The following is a 16,899-nucleotide window of genomic DNA, read 5'->3' as shown; positions in this document are numbered from 1 at the left end:
GCGAATATTTAGATCATCTCGATAGCAATTGCCGTGGCCTCGCCGCCACCAATACATAGCGCTGCTACGCCGCGCTTGCCGCCCGTTTTACGCAGCGCATACATCAAGCTGACGATAATGCGGGAGCCGGTGGAGCCAATGGGATGACCCTGGGCGCAGGCGCCGCCGTGGATATTGACTTTGGCGTGATCAAGGTCATGCTCGCGCATCGCCAGCATGGTGACCATGGCAAAGGCTTCGTTGATTTCGAAGAGATCTACGTCGCCAGCGGTCCAACCGGTTTTGTCGAACAGCTTTTTAATGGCACCGCCGGGAGCCGTGGTGAACTCGGCAGGCTCCTGACTGTGCCGACTGTGCGCAACGATGCGTGCCATTCCAGAGATGCCCCGGGCCTCAGCTTCACTGCCTGACATCAGGAGGAGGGCGCTGCCACCATCTGATATGGAGCTGGCTGTAGCAGCGGTGATGGTGCCATCTTTGGTGAAGGCGGCACGCATCTGGGGTATACGGTCGACATTAGCTTTGTGCGGCTGCTCGTCATCACTGACTAGCGTGTCACCTCGTCGGCTGCTGACGGTCACCGGAGCTATTTCTGCGGCCAGAGAACCGTCGTCGATTGCGGCTTTGGCGCGACGCAGGGATTCTATGGCGAACGCATCCATGTCTTCGCGGCTGACGGACTCGCGGTCCGCCGTAGCTTGCGCAAAGGTTCCCATAGAACATCCATCATAGGCGTCTTCTAGTCCGTCCATCATCATGTGGTCAAAGGCAGTGGCAGATCCCAGGCGAAAACCGCTGCGTGCACCCATGAGAAGGTGGGGCGCGTTGCTCATGCTTTCCATGCCACCGGCAAGAACAATACTGTTGGTACCGGCGACAATACTGTCGTAGCCAAAAATAGTGGCTTGCATGCCGCTGCCGCAGGCTTTGTTGACGGTCACGGCCCCCGTGCTGACGGGCATGCCGGCTGCGATAGCTGTCTGTCGTGCAGGGCACTGCTTCAGCCCCGCCGGAAGTACGCAGCCCATAAAGACTTCATCAACCGCATTGGGCTCAACGCCACTCTTTTCAAGGGTGGACTTGGCTGCGACCGCTGCCAGCTCTGGTGCAGGAACGGTAGAGAGTGCACCTTGCAAGCCGCCCATGGGGGTGCGGGCGCCGTCAACAATTATCACGCTTTGGTCAGTCATTAATCACTCCTTGGGAGGGCTGTGGAAGAGGGGTGCGTGATTTAGCCACAGTGTCTCTTGCTGCTCAAGTTTATGCTTCAGTGGTTTGCGAGGCTGTAGTGCTCGTAGCTGCGCCAAATCGCTTGCCGCGCACAGCCTCTCTAAACGCTCGAGGGCTCAAATCTGTGGCGCTTCGAAAGGCCTGAGAGAAGCGACTGGGAGAGCTAAAGCCACAGCGCCAGGCAACGTCTGCCAGCGCCAGGTCTGAGTGTTGCAATAGGGCCCGGGCCTCGCGGATACGGAGGTTCAGTAAATAGCGCATAGGTGTTTCGCCCGTGGCTTTGTGAAAGCGCCGACCGAAACTGCGCACCGATAGTCCGCCACGGGCGGCAAGACTTGCGAGGCTGTGGACGTCCCCCGGGTGCAGCTGCATGTGATCCTGGGCTTCGCGAATCACGGCGTCGTGATGTGCTCCGCTTGACTCTTGTAAAAAGGCAGCGGTTTCGAAGGACTGTCGTGCCTCGGGCGAAAACTGTGCTTCCACCGCCCTGGCAATACGCTCGCCGTACCACTGCTCCACAAAGTGCACCATGAAATCCCCAATAGAGTTCACGCTGCCCACGCAATAAAGCCTTTGGCTTTGGGTAATCAGGTGTCGGCGCTTAAGATCCACCGCAGGATAATGCCGTTCAAAGCGATCGAAATCGTGCCAGTGGGTGGTGGCAGGGCGGTGATCGAGGAGTCCTGTTTCTGCCAGGAGCGCGCTGGCGGTTCCCACACTGCACACCGTACTTCCCTGGGCGTGCAGCTCTTTAATTCTGGGTAGCCAGCGTCTGGCGTTTTGTAAAACGCGTCTGGGGTGTCGCCAGATGGCTGGGAGGATCAGCAGATCGCAATTTTTCAGTGTGCTTAGATCGCCATCAAGGGCAAGACTCAGGCCAGAGTCGAGGGTAACGAAGTGCTCCCCGTTAACTCCCACCAGTTGAACCGTGGCGCTTATACCCAGGCCACGACGGGACTGTGACATCTGCGCTGCAGCGTGGAGAATTTCTGCAGGGAGTGTGACGCTAGTGGCCAGGGCCTCGGGGTAGAGCACGAGGGCAGCAGTAGGCATAGGTAAATCCTGTATGGCGCATTTTATAAATAAATTGACGTTAATAGGATATAGATAAGCCGTGCGGATGCCTACACTGGGATTTCAAGCCATTGATTGCAGGAACGATTGTGGGACAAGCATTGCCGGTTATTGTCAGTCTTGGTGGTGTTAATAGCGCCGGTCGCAGTTCTATGCACCATGCCTATGCGCGAATGGTCGAGGATGTTTTGAGCACTTCGCGGCGCAAGGAGATGCTCGCCGCATTGGGACAGCTTACAGGCGCATCCGGTAGTGATGAGGCCTCACTCCTGAATCGCACGCTCATACGTCGCATCGGCCCCGCGCACTTTGATCCTTCCCGTGTGGCCTGGAATCAACGACTGCCCACCCGTAGTAACGGTGCGCCGGTGAGTTTCGAACTGCACAAAAAGTATTTGCCCGTGCCTGTGCCGGACGACTGGAAGCTTCTCGCTGGCGAAGATGAGGATCATCTGCGGGTGCAGATTATTGGAGAACAGCAGTTTCTCTTGCCCACACATCGTGAGTTCGAGGTAAAAGCCGCCAGCCAATTGCCCGATGGTTTTGACCCTGCTGCGCTATATCAATCCCGAAATCACCCCCGGGGTCTGGCAATGTCGGTCTATGCCGCTAGTGATGCCTTGGGCAACCTTGGTATGGATTGGGATGCGCTTAGCTCAACCTTGGGGCCTGATCAGATCAGCGTTTACGCCGGCAGTGCTATGGGGCAGCTAGACGATAACGGGACTGGGGGCATGCTCAAGGCTCGCTACCGTGGTAGCCGGGTAACCTCCAAGTTCTGCCCGCTAGGGCTTGCAGAGATGCCCGCCGACTTTGTTAACGCCTATGTGCTAGGTGCGGCCGGCTCCACCGGAGCGACGCTCGGTGCCTGCGCATCGTTTCTGTATAACCTGCGCCACGCTATTCACGACATCCGAGCGGGCAGGGCACGCATTGCGTTTGTGGGCGCTGCAGAGGCGCCCGTCACACCCGAGGTAATGGAGGGCTATGCGGCCATGGGTGCCTTGGCCACCGATAAAGGACTGCGTCAGCTGGATGGCTTGAGTGATGATGCCGAGCCTGATCACCGCAGGGCATGCAGGCCGTTTGGCGAAAACTGTGGATTTACCATTGGTGAGTCATCGCAGTTTATCGTCTTGTTTGACGATGCCCTCGCGCTGGAGACTGGCGCAAACATTTTGGGATCTGCGGCCGATGTGTTTGTGAATGCAGACGGATACAAAAAATCTATCTCCGGCCCCGGTGTCGGTAATTACCTCACCATGGCGCGCGCTACAGCCTGTGCTCGCGCTATCGTAGGCGAGCGCGGCATGCGCGAAGGTGGACTGGTGCAAGCCCATGGCACCGGTACCCCGCAGAATCGTGTGACTGAGTCCGTGATCCTTAGTCGTGTCGCAGGCGCCTTTGGGATCGAGCAGTGGCCGATCGCCGCGATCAAGAGCCACCTGGGACATTCCCTGGCGGCCGCCTCGGGTGATCAGATCGCGACGACTTTAGGCATTTGGGCCGAAGGGTGGCTGCCGGGCATTTCTACCACGACGAAGCTGGCTGATGATGTCGCCACACAACATCTGGACTTTGCCTTGAGCCATCGCGAGTTGGATCTGTCCCAGCAGCGCTATGCCCTGATCAATGCCAAAGGCTTTGGTGGCAACAATGCATCGGCAACGCTCCTTAGTCCTTTGCAGACCATGGACATGTTGCGGGCGCGTCACGGGGCCGAGCGTATGACCCAATGGGAGCGGTCTTCGGAGGCCGTAAAAGAAGCACAGCAAGCTCGGGAGTCCCGAGTGCTGTCCGGGGAGGAATCTCCGCGCTACTTATTTGATAACAATGTTTTGGGAGACACTGCGGTCAGCTTCACTGCAGATAGCATTTCTATTGGTGGTCAACCCGTGTCGCTAGTACAGTCCAATCCCTTTGACGATTAAAGCTATGGTTGATGGCGATTAGATCGGTAGTGCAGGCCCGTGGATAAAAACCGGGAGTGGCGGGTGACACTGAATCCAATAGTGGGTTTGCAGAGTGAGTTGACGCTGCAAACGCACTGTCCGGATAGCGACCTTGTGTCGCGCAAGCTACATAGTGAACGCCTTTGGGAGCCCTTTGAGACGCAGCTTTGGATTGCGTCGCAAGAACCCGGAGATGTCGTTGTCGACGTGGGGGCTAACCTTGGATACTTCAGTATTCTTAGCGCATTGCACCCACGGCGGGCATCGCAAATCTTTGCCTTCGAGCCTGCGTTGGATAATGTGACGCTGCTGCAGAAAAACCTTGCTCTAAATAACTGCCAGGACAGCGTCAAAACTATGCCCGTCGCTCTGGGTAAGCTTGATGCCCAGGCGAGCCTGCACCGTAGCGAAGACAATCGAGGTGATCATCAAATTTACGCTGGTGATGGCGACCGGCGTGAAGAGGCCATAACGGTGCGTGGCGGTGCGAAATTATTGAGCGCTCATACGAACCGTATTGATTTGTTAAAAGTCGATACTCAGGGCAGTGAATTCGCCGTCATGGAGGGCTTATTACCGCTTTTACAGGCCAGTGTTCCTCGCCTGAGGATTTTGCTGGAGCTCACACCATATTCTCTTCGTCTTGCCCAAAGCAGCGGTCGAGCTCTGATTATGCTCATTGCTGAGTTAGGTCTTCCTCTTTGGATAGTGGATCATATTGAGCACCGTCTCGTGCCTAGCGATGCCGCGGCTTTGTGCCTATGGGCAGACAACGTTGAAGCTACTGATGGCGATAGGGGATTTATGAATATCTATGCAGGTATCGCCCCGACTGAACTGCTTGAATGACGCCTATCTCTTAGCCTGCGTCTGGCGAATCACGCTGGTATGATGCGGGTCCAAATTTAGCGAAGAGCACAGCATGTCGGCGCCCCTTAACGGCCTCAACTTTTTACAGCAGCGTAATTCTGCCCCGCGTCTCACAGAGCCGGGTCCCAGCGCAGATGAACTTGAACAGATGCTGTTGTGCGCGCTGCGCAGTCCAGATCATGCGCGTCTGCGTCCCTGGCGCTTTGTGAGTATTCAGGGCGATCGACGAGTGGCATTTGGTGAGCTGCTTCGGGCGTCTCTTTTAAGGCGCGATCCGGATGCTGATCAGATTGCACAGGACCGGGCGCTCAATGCACCTCTTCGTGCGCCGCTGGTCATAGCAGTAATTGTTTCCCTTGTGGAACACCCGAAAGTACCATTTTGGGAGCAGCGTCTGTCCGCAGGCTGTGCTGCTTTCAGTCTGAGCTTGGCGGCAGAAGCAATGGACTACGCTGCGATTTGGCGCACGGGTGCTTTTGCCGAAGATGAGCAGCTTCTTCGTGACATCGGGGGAGCCGAGAACGAAGAGTTTGTAGGCTTTGTGTATGTGGGACGTCGGGACGGCCCTGCGAAGCCGATCCCGCCTATGGAAACCGCTGAGTTTCACCGGGTCTGGTGATTACGCGCTTTTGACTGCTTGCAGGGGCAGCGCAACAGGGCTCTGTAGAATAATGCCGAACAATAGAGACGTAGCAGGAACAGGAGATTGATATGCAGCAGGAACAGATAACACAGCCAACCTTCGAAACGCTGGAGTTGAGCATCGACGGTCACGTCGCCGAAGTTTTCCTCAATCGCGGCGATAAAGCGAACTCTATGAGCGTGGCTATGTGGCGGGAATTACAGGACTGTTTTGACTGGCTGGACAGTGAGCCTTCTGTTCGGGCCGTAATTCTTGCGGCGCACGGTAAGCATTTCTGTGCCGGGATCGATCTGGATATGCTCGCTGGAGTACAGGGCCAGAATACAGACCCTGCTCGTCGTGCCGAGACCTTCCGGCGTAATGTGCTGGTGATGCAAGATAACTTGTCGGCCATAGAAAAGTGCCGAAAGCCCGTATTGGCGGCGATTCACAATACCTGTATCGGCGGTGCCATGGACATGGTGACCTGCGCGGATATGCGCTACGCCACGGCGGATGCCTGGTTCTCCATTCGTGAGGTCGATATCGGCATGACTGCAGACGTGGGTACGCTACAGCGTTTGCCCAAAATCGTACCCTACGGTGTCGCCTGTGAGCTTGCTTACACGGGCCGCAATATGGGCGCTGAAGAGGCTCAGCAGGTGGGCCTGATCAATCGGGTATATGCCGACAAAGAAGCCTTGTTAAAAGGTGTTCGCGAGACAGCGGCACTGATTGCCAGTAAAGCACCACTAGCTGTGCGCGGAAGCAAAGAGATGTTGTTGTATAGCCGGGACCACAGTGTTCAGGAAGGCTTGAACTACATCGCCACCTGGAATGCCGGAATGCTAAGCGCGCATGATCTTCAGGAAGGGCTCACCGCCCAGATGGAAAAACGCGCGGCGAACTACGACGATTAAATCAGGGAAGTGATGCCCCGGGCTGTCTTCAGGGGTTGCCGGGGTAGTCTTTCATCTCAATCAGGGGGTGTAGCGCCAGCGCGATGCCTTCGTCTACGTAGTCATTGTTCTCCAGCATGGATCTGCGACGTATGTAACGCCCCGTGGAAGACCGGGCATCAATAGCATCGGTAGCGTCCAGTCCGCCGCGGCTGACAAACAGTCGCTTTAGTTCAGTGTCAAAAATAGTGACCTGTATAGAGGCGACAGCGGCAGTCATGGACCAGTCGAAGTCCGCGCTTACGCCGGTGCCCGGGCCTTGCATAGACGGGCGACGAGCGACACCGTCCCAGCGACCGATGTGTTTGAGCCCACCATTGAATGGTACGTCCAGTTCTACGAGATCTGTAAACACAAAGGCATCGAGGTCGCCGTTCTCAATGAAGCGGTCACGAACGCTTTGCATAATTTGCGAAAAGGTTTTCATGTTGACTCGACCGGTAGTTGGGTCCACCGGGTCACCAAAGGCGCGCACCGCTGCGTTCCAGTGCTGCTTGAACTCTCGCTGGGGTAGGACTTTATAGCCATTGGCCTTGAGGTAGCTGCTGACCCGCGCGTCGATGCGGGGCGCGACATCTTCCAGATGGTTGCGCGACGGGCTGCCAAGATTAACGTGGGGTATCACCACTGTTCGTACCGGGGACTCGGACAAACGCTCGGTCTCTATTTCGAAGGGAAAAACCGTAGGGTTGTATCCTCCGCCGGTAGCGCAGGCAGTGAGCCAAATGAGAGTGGACGCGATAAGGACTAGCAGCTTTTTTGACATATTCTTGGGTAACATGTTCTGACGATGATTAGGAAGTGCGCATGGTAGCAAACTTGGCAGCGAACAAAGAGCGGTCCGGGCACAATAAAGCCTTGGAGCCGACGCTGCATGCCAGCGTTGTCGGGGTGGGCTCGCCGGTCATTCTGCTCCACGGCCTATTTGGCATGGGGAGTAATCTGGGTGGCTTGGCGCGGGCGCTTGCCAGCGATTTTGAGGTGCACCAACTGGATCTTCCTAACCACGGTCGCTCGTCCTGGCAGGAAAACTCCGATCTGCATGATCTTGCAGCGAGTGTTTTTGCTTACCTGAAGAATAAGGGCCTCTCTCGCGTTGCCGTCGTGGGACATTCCCTGGGCGGAAAGGTCGCTATGCAGATGGCTCTCAGTTGGCCGGAGCATATCAGCGCAGTAGTCGTGGCTGATATCGCGCCGGTGGAGTATCCCGCATCACATGATGCGGTGTTTTCGGCTATTGCTGCAGTAGAAGCGGCACGACCCAAGTCCCGCAGTGAGGCGGGGGAACTCATGCAAGGGTCAGTGTCAGAGCCTTCGGTGGTGCAGTTTTTGACCATGAGTCTGAAGCGCGATGATGAAGGTGTCTATACATGGCGATTCAATGCTTCTGCATTACGGGACAACTACGAAAATTTTCGCCAGTCGCCAACAGGGCCGGTGTATCCGGGGGCTGCTCTATTCGTGTACGGTTTGGCGTCTGATTACGTGGATGAGGTCGGAATGAGGGCTGCTTTGGATTTGTTTCCAAGGGCCAGATTTCAAGGTATTCCCGATACGGGGCATTGGCTGCATGCAGAAAAGCCACAGGTATTTAACCGTTCAGTACTCGATTTTTTGAAACAGAGTCTTGGCAAAGAGGGCAGTCAGGGATGACGCTAAGTATTTGGGATTTAGTTTTCGTGGCGGTATTCGGCGGGCTTGCATGGTATGTATTCAGCGCAACTCGGGTACGCGAGTTGGCCGTGGCAGCGGCAAAGCGCTCGTCCGAGCTGGCCGACATTCAGTTATTGGACCAGTCTGTGGCGCTATCCAAAACCTCACTCAGTCGCGACAGCAAAGGGCGATGGCATATCTGGCGCCAATACCGTTTTGAATATAGCCGCGACGGTGTGGGACGGGAGATTGGACATATCATCATGCTTGGGCCGCGACTGCAGGCCGTATTGGTTGCTGAGTCGCCTACGGTTCACTGAGGATGGCCGGCTAAAGCGAGGACAGCAGCCGTGTCAAAATGGTCAAGGCCAGAAGTGCGAGTAGTCCCGCGAAAACCCGGTCGATCGCAGCGCCATTCGCTTTAAGCACCGAAATCCATTTTTTTCGGGTGAGCATCAGCGTAATAAAGGTATACCAGAGCCCATCGATCAGCGTTGCTGTGGAGATGAGGATCGCTTGAATCTCAATGTTTGCGTCGGGCCGAACGAACTGCGAGAACAATGCGAGCATGAAGACCGCAAGCTTTGGATTGAGAAAAGCAATCGTGAATCCGTCGCGTGCTGACGCTGCCGCGCTCTTGATCGTAGGCTTACTCTCTGCTGTTGAGGACTGAGCGCTACGCCACAGTCCCCAGGCCAGCCACAGCAGATAGATAGCGCCAGCGCTTTGTAAGCCAAGGAACAACCAGGCTGCGTTAGCCAGTAATGCGGATAAGCCAAGTACAGTTAATACAGCGTACAGTCCCACACCCAGGGCATGCGCCCACGCCGCTGCCAGCCCCGCCAGTTTGCCTCCGCCAAGACTGGCACTAACGACGACCGCAAGACTCGGCCCCGGTGAAGCGGCTCCTGCGAAACAAAGGCTGGCCAGACTCAGCCACTCCCATGCGCTCATTTAGGTTTCACTGCTCTAAAATCCTTTAGCTTTTGTTCGATTCTGTGGATGTGTCTCAACAGATCGACGGGTAGTCAGATAATCGCCTGTCCATTCATCTATTTACTGCGGGTTGTCCACAAAACCTGTGGATAAAGCGGTGCACAATTTGTTTAGCATGCCCGCAGTCTCAAGCGTTGCGGTGTCTTTGCTGCGCTGGTTAAAATTCGAACAATGCCATAAAATACATAAAAATCAGTTGGTTATAGCGACTATGTTAGAGCGAACCTGCGGCATGTAACGTAACTTCAATATTTCTGTCATACGCACTACCGCTGTGCATAACAATTTTGCAATGCTACCTCCCGTAACCATTACAGCAGTAACACATCGCTGCTTGGTAACGTTGCGCAGAGCTCTATGGCAAAGCCCTTGTCATCAACCTCTATAGATGCATCCGGAAGTGCAGGTTTCACGAATCTCGACGCCTGCCAGGGTGGGTAAGGCAGGTACAAGGCGGTCCCATATCCAACGACACAGGTTTTCGCTGGTGGGGTTTTCCAGGCCTTCGATGTCGTTTAGGTAGTAATGATCAAGCTGTGCGATCACCGGTTTGCAGGCCGCTTTGATATCACCAAAGTCCATGATCCAGCCGGTTACCTCGCCGGGCTCTCCTGCAACGTAGACCCGCAATTGAAAAGAATGACCATGCAGTCTCTCGCACTTATGCCCTGCCGGTACCTTGGGTAGGCGATGCGCTGCCTCAAAGTGAAAGTCCTTAAAGATTTCCATCTGTAATATCCTGTTGAAAACCCGCGTATGTTCAACCTAAGCGTGGTGAATTGAAAGTCTTGGAGGCGGGCTTTTTGCAAAAACCCCCGCCTTTTGCGGCGTTTTTTGATGAATTCGCGGGCAATAGGGGCCTGCCGATGTAGATGTTTAATCCCCGGGGTAAAATCCGTTGACAGTCAAAGGCAAGGCTCTATAATGCGCCCCTCCAACGCGGGTGATTAGCTCAGCTGGGAGAGCATCTGCCTTACAAGCAGAGGGTCGGCGGTTCGATCCCGTCATCACCCACCACGTTGCTAAAGGCTTCTTGAGCCGAGTTTCCCCAGGGAAACAAGTGAAGTGTATTACGCGTTGTCTACCCTGGAGCGGTAGTTCAGTTGGTTAGAATACCGGCCTGTCACGCCGGGGGTCGCGGGTTCGAGTCCCGTCCGCTCCGCCATTTTTATTGGCTTCATTTCAATTGCTGTTAGGCCCCCAGGTCAAATGCTGTTAGGCCCCCAGGGCTTCGGTACACAGTGTGTTGCGCCTGGTAATCCCCCATGTCTTCTCTTTTATTAGTGATTCGGCGCAGGCCAAATCAGGGTCTGTCTGTGAACTCAGCGCCTTTTACACTGCTGCGCGATAGTGGTTCTTCAGACTGCTTGGGAGAAAACCCATCGGTTTCTGGCTCTGAATTGCCAGTCGAGCTGTGCTCTTATATTCTGCGGGCATGATTAAATTAGCGTGCCCTAGGCAAATTCCAGAACGACTCGGCATAACTGGCGGTGTTACTCATGGCGTCACTGCGACGTCGTCGCCATACTCGGGCTGGGTGAGTCGATTTGCAGCGCTGCTTTTAGCGTCTCTACTAACTGCCTGCGCGAGCGTGGACTTTGACGAGCCCCGAGAGCCCAGCTACGCGAATGTTGATACCAGTGATACCCGTTTGGGGCGTGCCCTGGGGCCTTTGCGAGAGCAGCGACACCCGGAGTCTGGCTTTTCGCCGCTACTCTTGGCGGTGGATGCCCTCTCAGCGCGGCTACTCGTTATAGGCTTGGCCGAAAAGACCCTCGACGTTCAGTATTATCTGGTGGGCAACGATCCCATAGGCGCCGTCTTTTTTGAGGCGCTATTGAAGGCGGCGGATCGCGGCGTGCGCGTGCGTTTGCTGATCGACGATATAGGCACAGCCGAGATAGAGCATCAGTTGCCGGCTCTTAATAGCCACCCCAATCTAGACCTTCGCCTTTTTAATCCCTTTGCGAGTCGTGGTGTACGAGGTTTTGATGCCTGGGATATACACAGGCTCTCACGTCGAATGCACAACAAAACACTCATTGCGGACCAGGAGCTGCTAATACTGGGCGGTCGAAATATTGCAGCGGAGTACTTTGCAGCGAATCCGGCATACAACTTTGGCGACATTGATGCGGTAGCAGCAGGTTCGGTGGCGCGGGACGCGTCAGCCATGTTTGATCGCTATTGGAACGATCGATACAGCATTCCCTACGAGTACGTTTCTGACGCGGCCAGTGGACCTGCTCAGTTATCGCAATTGCGTACCGAGTTAGGCGCGTCAAAGCAGTCGCTTCTGGGGACACCTTACGCGAGTCTCGTGGGCGAGCGTGCTCTGGAATTGTCAAATGCTGATGTTGAGGATTATTTTTGGTCTCCTTACCGACTGGTGTATGACTCTCCCGACAAAGCCCTGTCGAATGAAGCCAAAGCAGAAGATAAGCTGAGTTACTCGCTTGGGAGAGTGGCAGCGATGGCCGAGGAGGAACTCTTGGTGCTTACGCCTTACTTTGTGCCCCGAAAGCGCGGAGTGGAGTGGCTCACCGGTATTGCAAAGCGGGGTGTGCAGATCGACGTGTTGACCAACGGCTTGGCAGCTAATGACCATCTTGTGGTGTACGGGGGTTATGCGCCGGCTCGAAAGCCACTATTACGAGAGGGTGTGCGCTTCTTCGAACTTCGCGGGGACATCGTTATGGAGGGGACCAAGGCTTCTGATTCCGTTGATGCCGATAGTAAGCTACACGGAAAAGCGTTTGTGGTTGACAGGCGTTACCTCTTTATAGGCTCGTTCAACTGGGACCCTCGCTCGGCTAACCTCAACACGGAAATGGGTGTGGTTATCGATAGTCCGGAATTTGCCGGAGCTTTTGCTCAGGGAATGTATAACGAACTCCCTAACAACGCCTACGCGGTTTATCTGGAAGATGATGCTTTACGCTGGCGCTCCAGCGTGAACGGTCAGGACACTGTCTTGAGCAAAGAGCCCGAGACAGGCTGGTGGAAACGCTTCTTGGCAAATATGACTCGCTTGCTGCCCATCCGAGGACAGCTGTAACCGATTGTTGCGGGCATCCGTGTCCGCTATCAGCTCAATGCCGTCGCACTTTCTTTCAATCTTGCTGCAAGTGTGTCCATATCGCTCTCTTGGATATTCGCGAAGGCAAAGCGTAAAAAGCGCTCCTGTCCGGGCCCAAAAAAACTGCCCGGCAAACACAGGATGTTTTGATTGTCTGCGAGGCTTCGGGCAACTTGCTTTGCTGTCATGTTTTCGAATGGGTGGCGAATATATGCAAAATATCCACCGGCAGAAATAAGTTCATAACCCAGATCATTGTCTTGAAAAATACGCTTCATGCCGTTTTCGCGAGCGGCGAGCATGACGCGTTTCTCTTCCACCCACGGCCAGGCGTGCTTGAGACCAAACAGCGCTGCGTCCTGAGAAATACGCGGTGTGCAGATCTGTACAGTGTCCATTACTTTGGCCACGGCCTGGATAACTCGTGCGCTGGCAGACACAGCGCCCACCCGGTATCCGGTAAGGCTAAAGGTCTTGGAGAAGCTGTAAAGCTGCACAAGTGTTTCGTCCCAGTGACCTTCTTGAATCAGGTTATGGGGTGGGCCGTTTTCATCCGTAAGGAAGTCGCGATAGGTCTCATCCAGGATCAGTGCGATACCACGCTGTGCGGCTAGATCCCTGAACTCGCTGATGACCTGGGGTGGATAGACCGCTCCCGTTGGATTACTGGGAGATACCAGCACAATCGCCTTGGTGTTGGGCGTTAGCAGTGCCACGGCTTCTTCGGGGTCCGGCACGCCCGCTCGGTCGTGGCGAAAGGGAAGATGAATCGCATCGATTCCCTGAATTTCCAGCCACATCTGGTGGTTAAAATAATAGGGCACGGGCAGCATTACAGCATCGCCGGCGCGAGCCAGCGCCTGGATAGCAAGACAAAACGCCTGGTTGCAACCGGCAGAGATCAATATGTTTTCTGCTGAGACGTGTCCACGGTATCGCTTGCTTACATGGTTTGCGAGTGTCTCCCGTAGCTCGGGGATACCCTTGATACCGGTGTACTGTGCGGTCTCGAACAGCTGGGCGCGCTCAGCTACGTGCGCGCTGATCGCCTCGGCTGGGGGGTAACTAGGCACACCCTGCGCGAGGTCCAACAGCGGCTTATCAGCAGAAAATTCGCGTCCTTCAATCCAGGAATGAGCTTCAGCTATGGGGGGGTCAATGGCATTGAGTACATCAGGGTTGAGCGCAAGTTTCATTGAAGTGAGCCGGGCGGTTATCGAGTTAAAAGACAAGAGTAGGGCCTTTGATGTTTCAGAGGAAGTATTTGTTGGTGGCAAGGACACATTCTCGCGGGGGTGTTTGCTGTAAAGTTAGCCAATAAAGAAGCTTGCGATGCCAGCGGGTAGGCAAAGATCTTTAGTTATTCGAGTTTTTAGGAGTTTTTACTGTGGGTATTTTTCGTCGTGTCGGTATTGCAGGCGCTGCTGTTCTTCTGAGTGCGACCGTCACTGCAGCACCAGAGGTACGCTTAGTGCTTCAGGTCACCGTTGATCAACTCCGGGGTGACTTGCCTCTGCGTCATATGGAGCAGTTTGGTTCTGGAGGCTTTCGCTACCTTGCAAAGCATGGCGTTTGGTACACCAATGCGAATTACAGGCATGCCAACACCGAAACGATCGTAGGCCATAGCTCTTTGGCAACGGGCACCATTCCAGCCGTGCACGGCATGGTGGGTAACGTGTGGCTTGATCGCGATGCCGACACATTGGTCTATAACGTTGAGGACTCCAACTATGCGCTGCTGAGCGCTAACGCCGACGTAGATAAGTCCAGTGAGATTGATCCCACACAGCGGGTTGCCAATAGCGACGGACGATCTCCCCGGGCACTCTTGTCATCAACCTTCTCAGATCAATTAGCGATTCGCTATCCCAAAGACAGCAAAATCTTCGCGGTTTCTGTTAAAGATCGTGGGGCGATTCCACTTGCGGGCCAAAGCGGTAAGGCTTTTTGGTTTTCAAAAGCGGCGGGGGAGTTTGTTACTTCCAATTACTATTACGAAGCATATCCACAGTGGGTTTTAGACTGGAACCGCGCAGGAAAACTAGACCGTTTTGCTGATGCGTCCTGGGCTTTGAGTAATGCAGCAGAGAGTTATCAACGAATAGCGCAGGATGACAATGACTGGGAAACTGATGTCGCCGGCTTTGGTCGAACGTTTCCGCATTCCTGGGGCGGACGCGATAGCAAATACTTCACTACGCTGCTGACGGTAAGTCCTGTGGGTGATGAAATCACGCTGGATTTTGCCAAGGCGCTGCTGGCGGCCGAGGGTTTGGGGCAGGACGATGTTCCCGACTACTTGTCCGTGAGTTTTTCATCCACGGATTATGTCGGTCATGTGTTCGGCGCCTCCAGTCTTGAAATGGAAGACAATCTGATTCGTCTTGATAAAAGCCTTGCTGAGCTCTTTGAATATGTCGACAGTACCGTGGGTCTGCAACATACATTGATTGTGCTGTCGGCGGATCATGGAGGGCCAGAAGCGCCAGGGTATCTTCAGGAACTCAATCAAACCGCGCAGTACGTTGATGACGAGGTGGTGTCCACGGATAAACTCAACACTGATTTGCGCGGATTCCTCGCGGTCGACGTTGATCTTGTGCAGACGTACTTTCATCCCTACATCTACCTTGATCGTGACCTCGTGAGGGAGCAGGGACTTGATCTGGCTTCTGTACAGACAGCCTTAGCCGGCCTCCTGTTGGCTAAGGCTGATGTTGCCTACGCTTACACCGCGACGGATATAGTTACAGGGTCCACCGTCGGTGGCGATATTGCGGAGTTTGTCTCAGCTAACCATCAGGCCAAGCGCTCCGGCGATGTCTATGTGGTTTTCAAATCTGGATCTTTCATTAACGATTTTGACGGTTTGGTGGTCGCAGCGAGTCACGGCTCGCCCTGGCGCTATGATCGACATGTGCCCGTCATCTTTGCCGGTAACAGGCTCAAGGGCAAGACGGTTAGCAGGGTTGTTGCCCCTTACGACATAGCGCCGACGCTCTCGAACAAGCTGGGGATCGAAGCGCCATCGGGCGCAGTAGGCGAGCCCTTAAGTGAAGTAACCGCTCCATAGGACCCCGGAGCGTTTAGCCAGGCTAGCGGTACTCCTGGTTGCTTGCGGTGATGCGCGTTTATTCAGTAGCGGGCATCACTGTGTTTCTTCCCGCGTGTTTGGCCTCGTATAGCCTATGATCTGCAGCGTCAATTAAAACCTCTGGAGACTGCTCATGACTCGGGTCAACCTCCGCCACGCCCAGGCTGATTGTTGCTACTGACGAAGGACTGTGGTCGCCTCGGGAAATACCCAGGGCTTCAACCGCTTTTCTGCACTCTTGAGCCATATTGATGGCGTCATTGAGGCCTACGCCGGGAAGCAGGATGACGAACTCTTCGCCGCCGTAGCGAGCCACGCAATCACTCACCCGATTGGCATGCTGTGCAACTGTGCGGGCAATATCCTTTAAGCAATCATCTCCGGCTAGATGTCCCAGCTCATCATTGAACAACTTAAAGTGATCGATGTCGGCGATTATCAGGGCGATGCGAGTTTTATCGCGACGCGCTCTGCGCCATTCGTTGCGAAGTGCAGCGTCGAATTTACGGCGGTTGCCTATGCCAGTCAGGCCGTCAGTAAATGACAGGTTTTCTAGCGCTCGATTCAGCTCTTGTGTGGCAGCTTCAGCTTCTTTTTCCGCGGTGATTTCTTGAATCAGGCTCACAAAATACTGAGGATTCCCGGCGATATCCTTGACCAGGGTCACAGTGAGTCGGGCCCAGAGATAGTGACCTTTTTTATGGAGATAGCGCTTTTCCATGCAATAGGTTGCCCGGGTTCCTGCCAGCATCTCTTTGACATATTGCAGGTCCGTGTCGAGATCTTCCGGGTGGGTTATGGCCTGAAAGCTTGTTTGGAGGAGCTCTGCCTCCTGATAACCCAGAATTTCACACAGCTTGTCATTGCACTCGAGCCAGCTGCCATCAGGATTGACTCTGGCAATGCCAATGCCAGCTGCAGCAAACACACTCTGATAACGCTCAGTGGTGTCTTTAAGTAATACGTACTCGGACACGTCAGAGAACGCTGCAAGACGGCAAGTTTTGCCATCCAGTGATAAAAGGTGCGGAGTGACTCGAACAACCTTTATCGATTGGTCTGGCATCGCAAGCTTGAGGGTGTAAGGCGTGGTGTCATTGTGCGCAAAGCGCGACTCCATCGGGGCTTTTTCGCTGGGGGTGATTACATCGACGGCAGGTGTTCCGACGAGACTATCGAGGTTCTGTCCTAAAAGATCGCAAAAGTCGGAATTTGCGGCGATGATTACTCCCTCATGCGTAAGGACAAACGCACCCAACCAATTCAGCGAGTCGGTTACCGCTTGGGGATCTTCGCGCAGGCAGAGCTCAGCGAAGAAGTCAGACAGAGAATCTTGTGGATTCATTGCTTCTTCCTTAGACCGTCAC

15 protein-coding genes and 2 tRNA genes are annotated in these 16,899 nt (G+C 54.7%); 10 read left to right on the top strand and 7 right to left on the bottom strand.

The annotated features are described in order from the left end of the window. Positions 1–8: 8 nt before the first annotated feature. Both R0135_RS04460 and R0135_RS04455 read right to left on the bottom strand, forming a co-directional pair. Complete coding sequence (locus R0135_RS04460; RefSeq protein ID WP_407349049.1) at positions 9–1,190, bottom strand: thiolase family protein; 1,182 nt, start codon at positions 1,188–1,190, stop codon at positions 9–11. Between the two features lie 70 nt (positions 1,191–1,260). Beyond that, positions 1,261–2,283 carry a GlxA family transcriptional regulator gene (locus R0135_RS04455; RefSeq protein WP_407349048.1) on the bottom strand — a complete coding sequence of 341 codons (1,023 nt, stop codon included), beginning with the start codon at positions 2,281–2,283 and terminating at the stop codon, positions 1,261–1,263. A gap of 110 nt (positions 2,284–2,393) precedes the next feature. Between R0135_RS04455 and R0135_RS04450 the strand changes: the two genes are divergently transcribed. The 4 genes from R0135_RS04450 (at position 2,394) to R0135_RS04435 (ending at position 6,668) form a co-directional block, all read left to right on the top strand. After that, on the top strand, positions 2,394–4,235 hold the full coding sequence (locus R0135_RS04450; protein WP_407349047.1) for a beta-ketoacyl synthase: 1,842 nt from the start codon (positions 2,394–2,396) through the stop codon (positions 4,233–4,235). A gap of 63 nt (positions 4,236–4,298) precedes the next feature. Further along, positions 4,299–5,105 (top strand): FkbM family methyltransferase, encoded by an 807-nt coding sequence (locus tag R0135_RS04445; RefSeq protein WP_407349046.1) that lies wholly within the window; start codon positions 4,299–4,301, stop codon positions 5,103–5,105. A 73-nt stretch (positions 5,106–5,178) separates the two neighbouring features. Then, positions 5,179–5,745, top strand: a complete 567-nt coding sequence (locus R0135_RS04440) for a nitroreductase (protein WP_407349045.1) — start codon at positions 5,179–5,181, stop codon at positions 5,743–5,745. A 92-nt stretch (positions 5,746–5,837) separates the two neighbouring features. Then, positions 5,838–6,668: a crotonase/enoyl-CoA hydratase family protein gene (locus R0135_RS04435; protein WP_407349044.1), complete on the top strand. Its 831-nt coding sequence runs from the start codon at positions 5,838–5,840 to the stop codon at positions 6,666–6,668. Between the two features lie 28 nt (positions 6,669–6,696). Here R0135_RS04435 and R0135_RS04430 read toward each other — a convergent pair whose 3' ends face one another. Next, the gene (locus R0135_RS04430) at positions 6,697–7,473 is read right to left on the bottom strand and encodes a hypothetical protein (protein ID WP_407349043.1); all 777 of its coding nucleotides are present in this window, start codon (positions 7,471–7,473) and stop codon (positions 6,697–6,699) included. Positions 7,474–7,514: 41 nt separating this feature from the next. Between R0135_RS04430 and R0135_RS04425 the strand changes: the two genes are divergently transcribed. Both R0135_RS04425 and R0135_RS04420 read left to right on the top strand, forming a co-directional pair. Continuing rightward, positions 7,515–8,360 (top strand): alpha/beta fold hydrolase, encoded by an 846-nt coding sequence (locus R0135_RS04425; protein ID WP_407349042.1) that lies wholly within the window; start codon positions 7,515–7,517, stop codon positions 8,358–8,360. Beyond that, complete coding sequence (locus R0135_RS04420; protein ID WP_407349041.1) at positions 8,357–8,680, top strand: DUF3301 domain-containing protein; 324 nt, start codon at positions 8,357–8,359, stop codon at positions 8,678–8,680. The genes R0135_RS04425 and R0135_RS04420 overlap by 4 nt, the downstream gene beginning before the upstream one ends. A gap of 10 nt (positions 8,681–8,690) precedes the next feature. On the opposite strand, the gene R0135_RS04415 is transcribed toward R0135_RS04420, so the two are convergent. Beyond that, positions 8,691–9,314: a LysE family translocator gene (locus R0135_RS04415; protein WP_407349040.1), complete on the bottom strand. Its 624-nt coding sequence runs from the start codon at positions 9,312–9,314 to the stop codon at positions 8,691–8,693. 417 nt (positions 9,315–9,731) lie between these two features. After that, positions 9,732–10,085, bottom strand: a complete 354-nt coding sequence (queD, locus tag R0135_RS04410; protein WP_407349039.1) for a 6-carboxytetrahydropterin synthase QueD — start codon at positions 10,083–10,085, stop codon at positions 9,732–9,734. Between the two features lie 212 nt (positions 10,086–10,297). Here queD and R0135_RS04405 point away from each other — a divergent pair. From R0135_RS04405 to R0135_RS04395, 3 genes are all read left to right on the top strand, one after another. Beyond that, positions 10,298–10,373, top strand: a tRNA-Val gene (locus R0135_RS04405). A gap of 71 nt (positions 10,374–10,444) precedes the next feature. Next, positions 10,445–10,521, top strand: a tRNA-Asp gene (locus tag R0135_RS04400). Between the two features lie 372 nt (positions 10,522–10,893). Continuing rightward, entirely contained in the window at positions 10,894–12,414 is a 1,521-nt protein-coding gene (locus tag R0135_RS04395) for a phospholipase D family protein (RefSeq protein WP_407349038.1), read from the top strand. A 29-nt stretch (positions 12,415–12,443) separates the two neighbouring features. Here R0135_RS04395 and R0135_RS04390 read toward each other — a convergent pair whose 3' ends face one another. After that, positions 12,444–13,631, bottom strand: coding sequence for an aminotransferase (locus R0135_RS04390; protein ID WP_407349037.1), 1,188 nt, complete (start codon positions 13,629–13,631; stop codon positions 12,444–12,446). A gap of 191 nt (positions 13,632–13,822) precedes the next feature. On the opposite strand from R0135_RS04390, the gene R0135_RS04385 reads away from it, so the two are divergent. Further along, a complete protein-coding gene (locus tag R0135_RS04385; protein ID WP_407349036.1) occupies positions 13,823–15,511 on the top strand; it encodes an alkaline phosphatase family protein in 1,689 nt (562 codons plus the stop codon). Between the two features lie 58 nt (positions 15,512–15,569). Here R0135_RS04385 and R0135_RS04380 read toward each other — a convergent pair whose 3' ends face one another. Then, complete coding sequence (locus R0135_RS04380) at positions 15,570–16,877, bottom strand: diguanylate cyclase (RefSeq protein WP_407349035.1); 1,308 nt, start codon at positions 16,875–16,877, stop codon at positions 15,570–15,572. Positions 16,878–16,899 lie beyond the last annotated feature (22 nt).

Source organism: Congregibacter variabilis, assembly GCF_045689235.1.
GTDB classification, from domain to species: Bacteria; Pseudomonadota; Gammaproteobacteria; order Pseudomonadales; family Halieaceae; genus Congregibacter; species Congregibacter variabilis.
The sequence above is the reverse complement of the archived record's forward strand: the minus strand, read 5'-3'. Positions and strand labels throughout refer to the sequence as shown.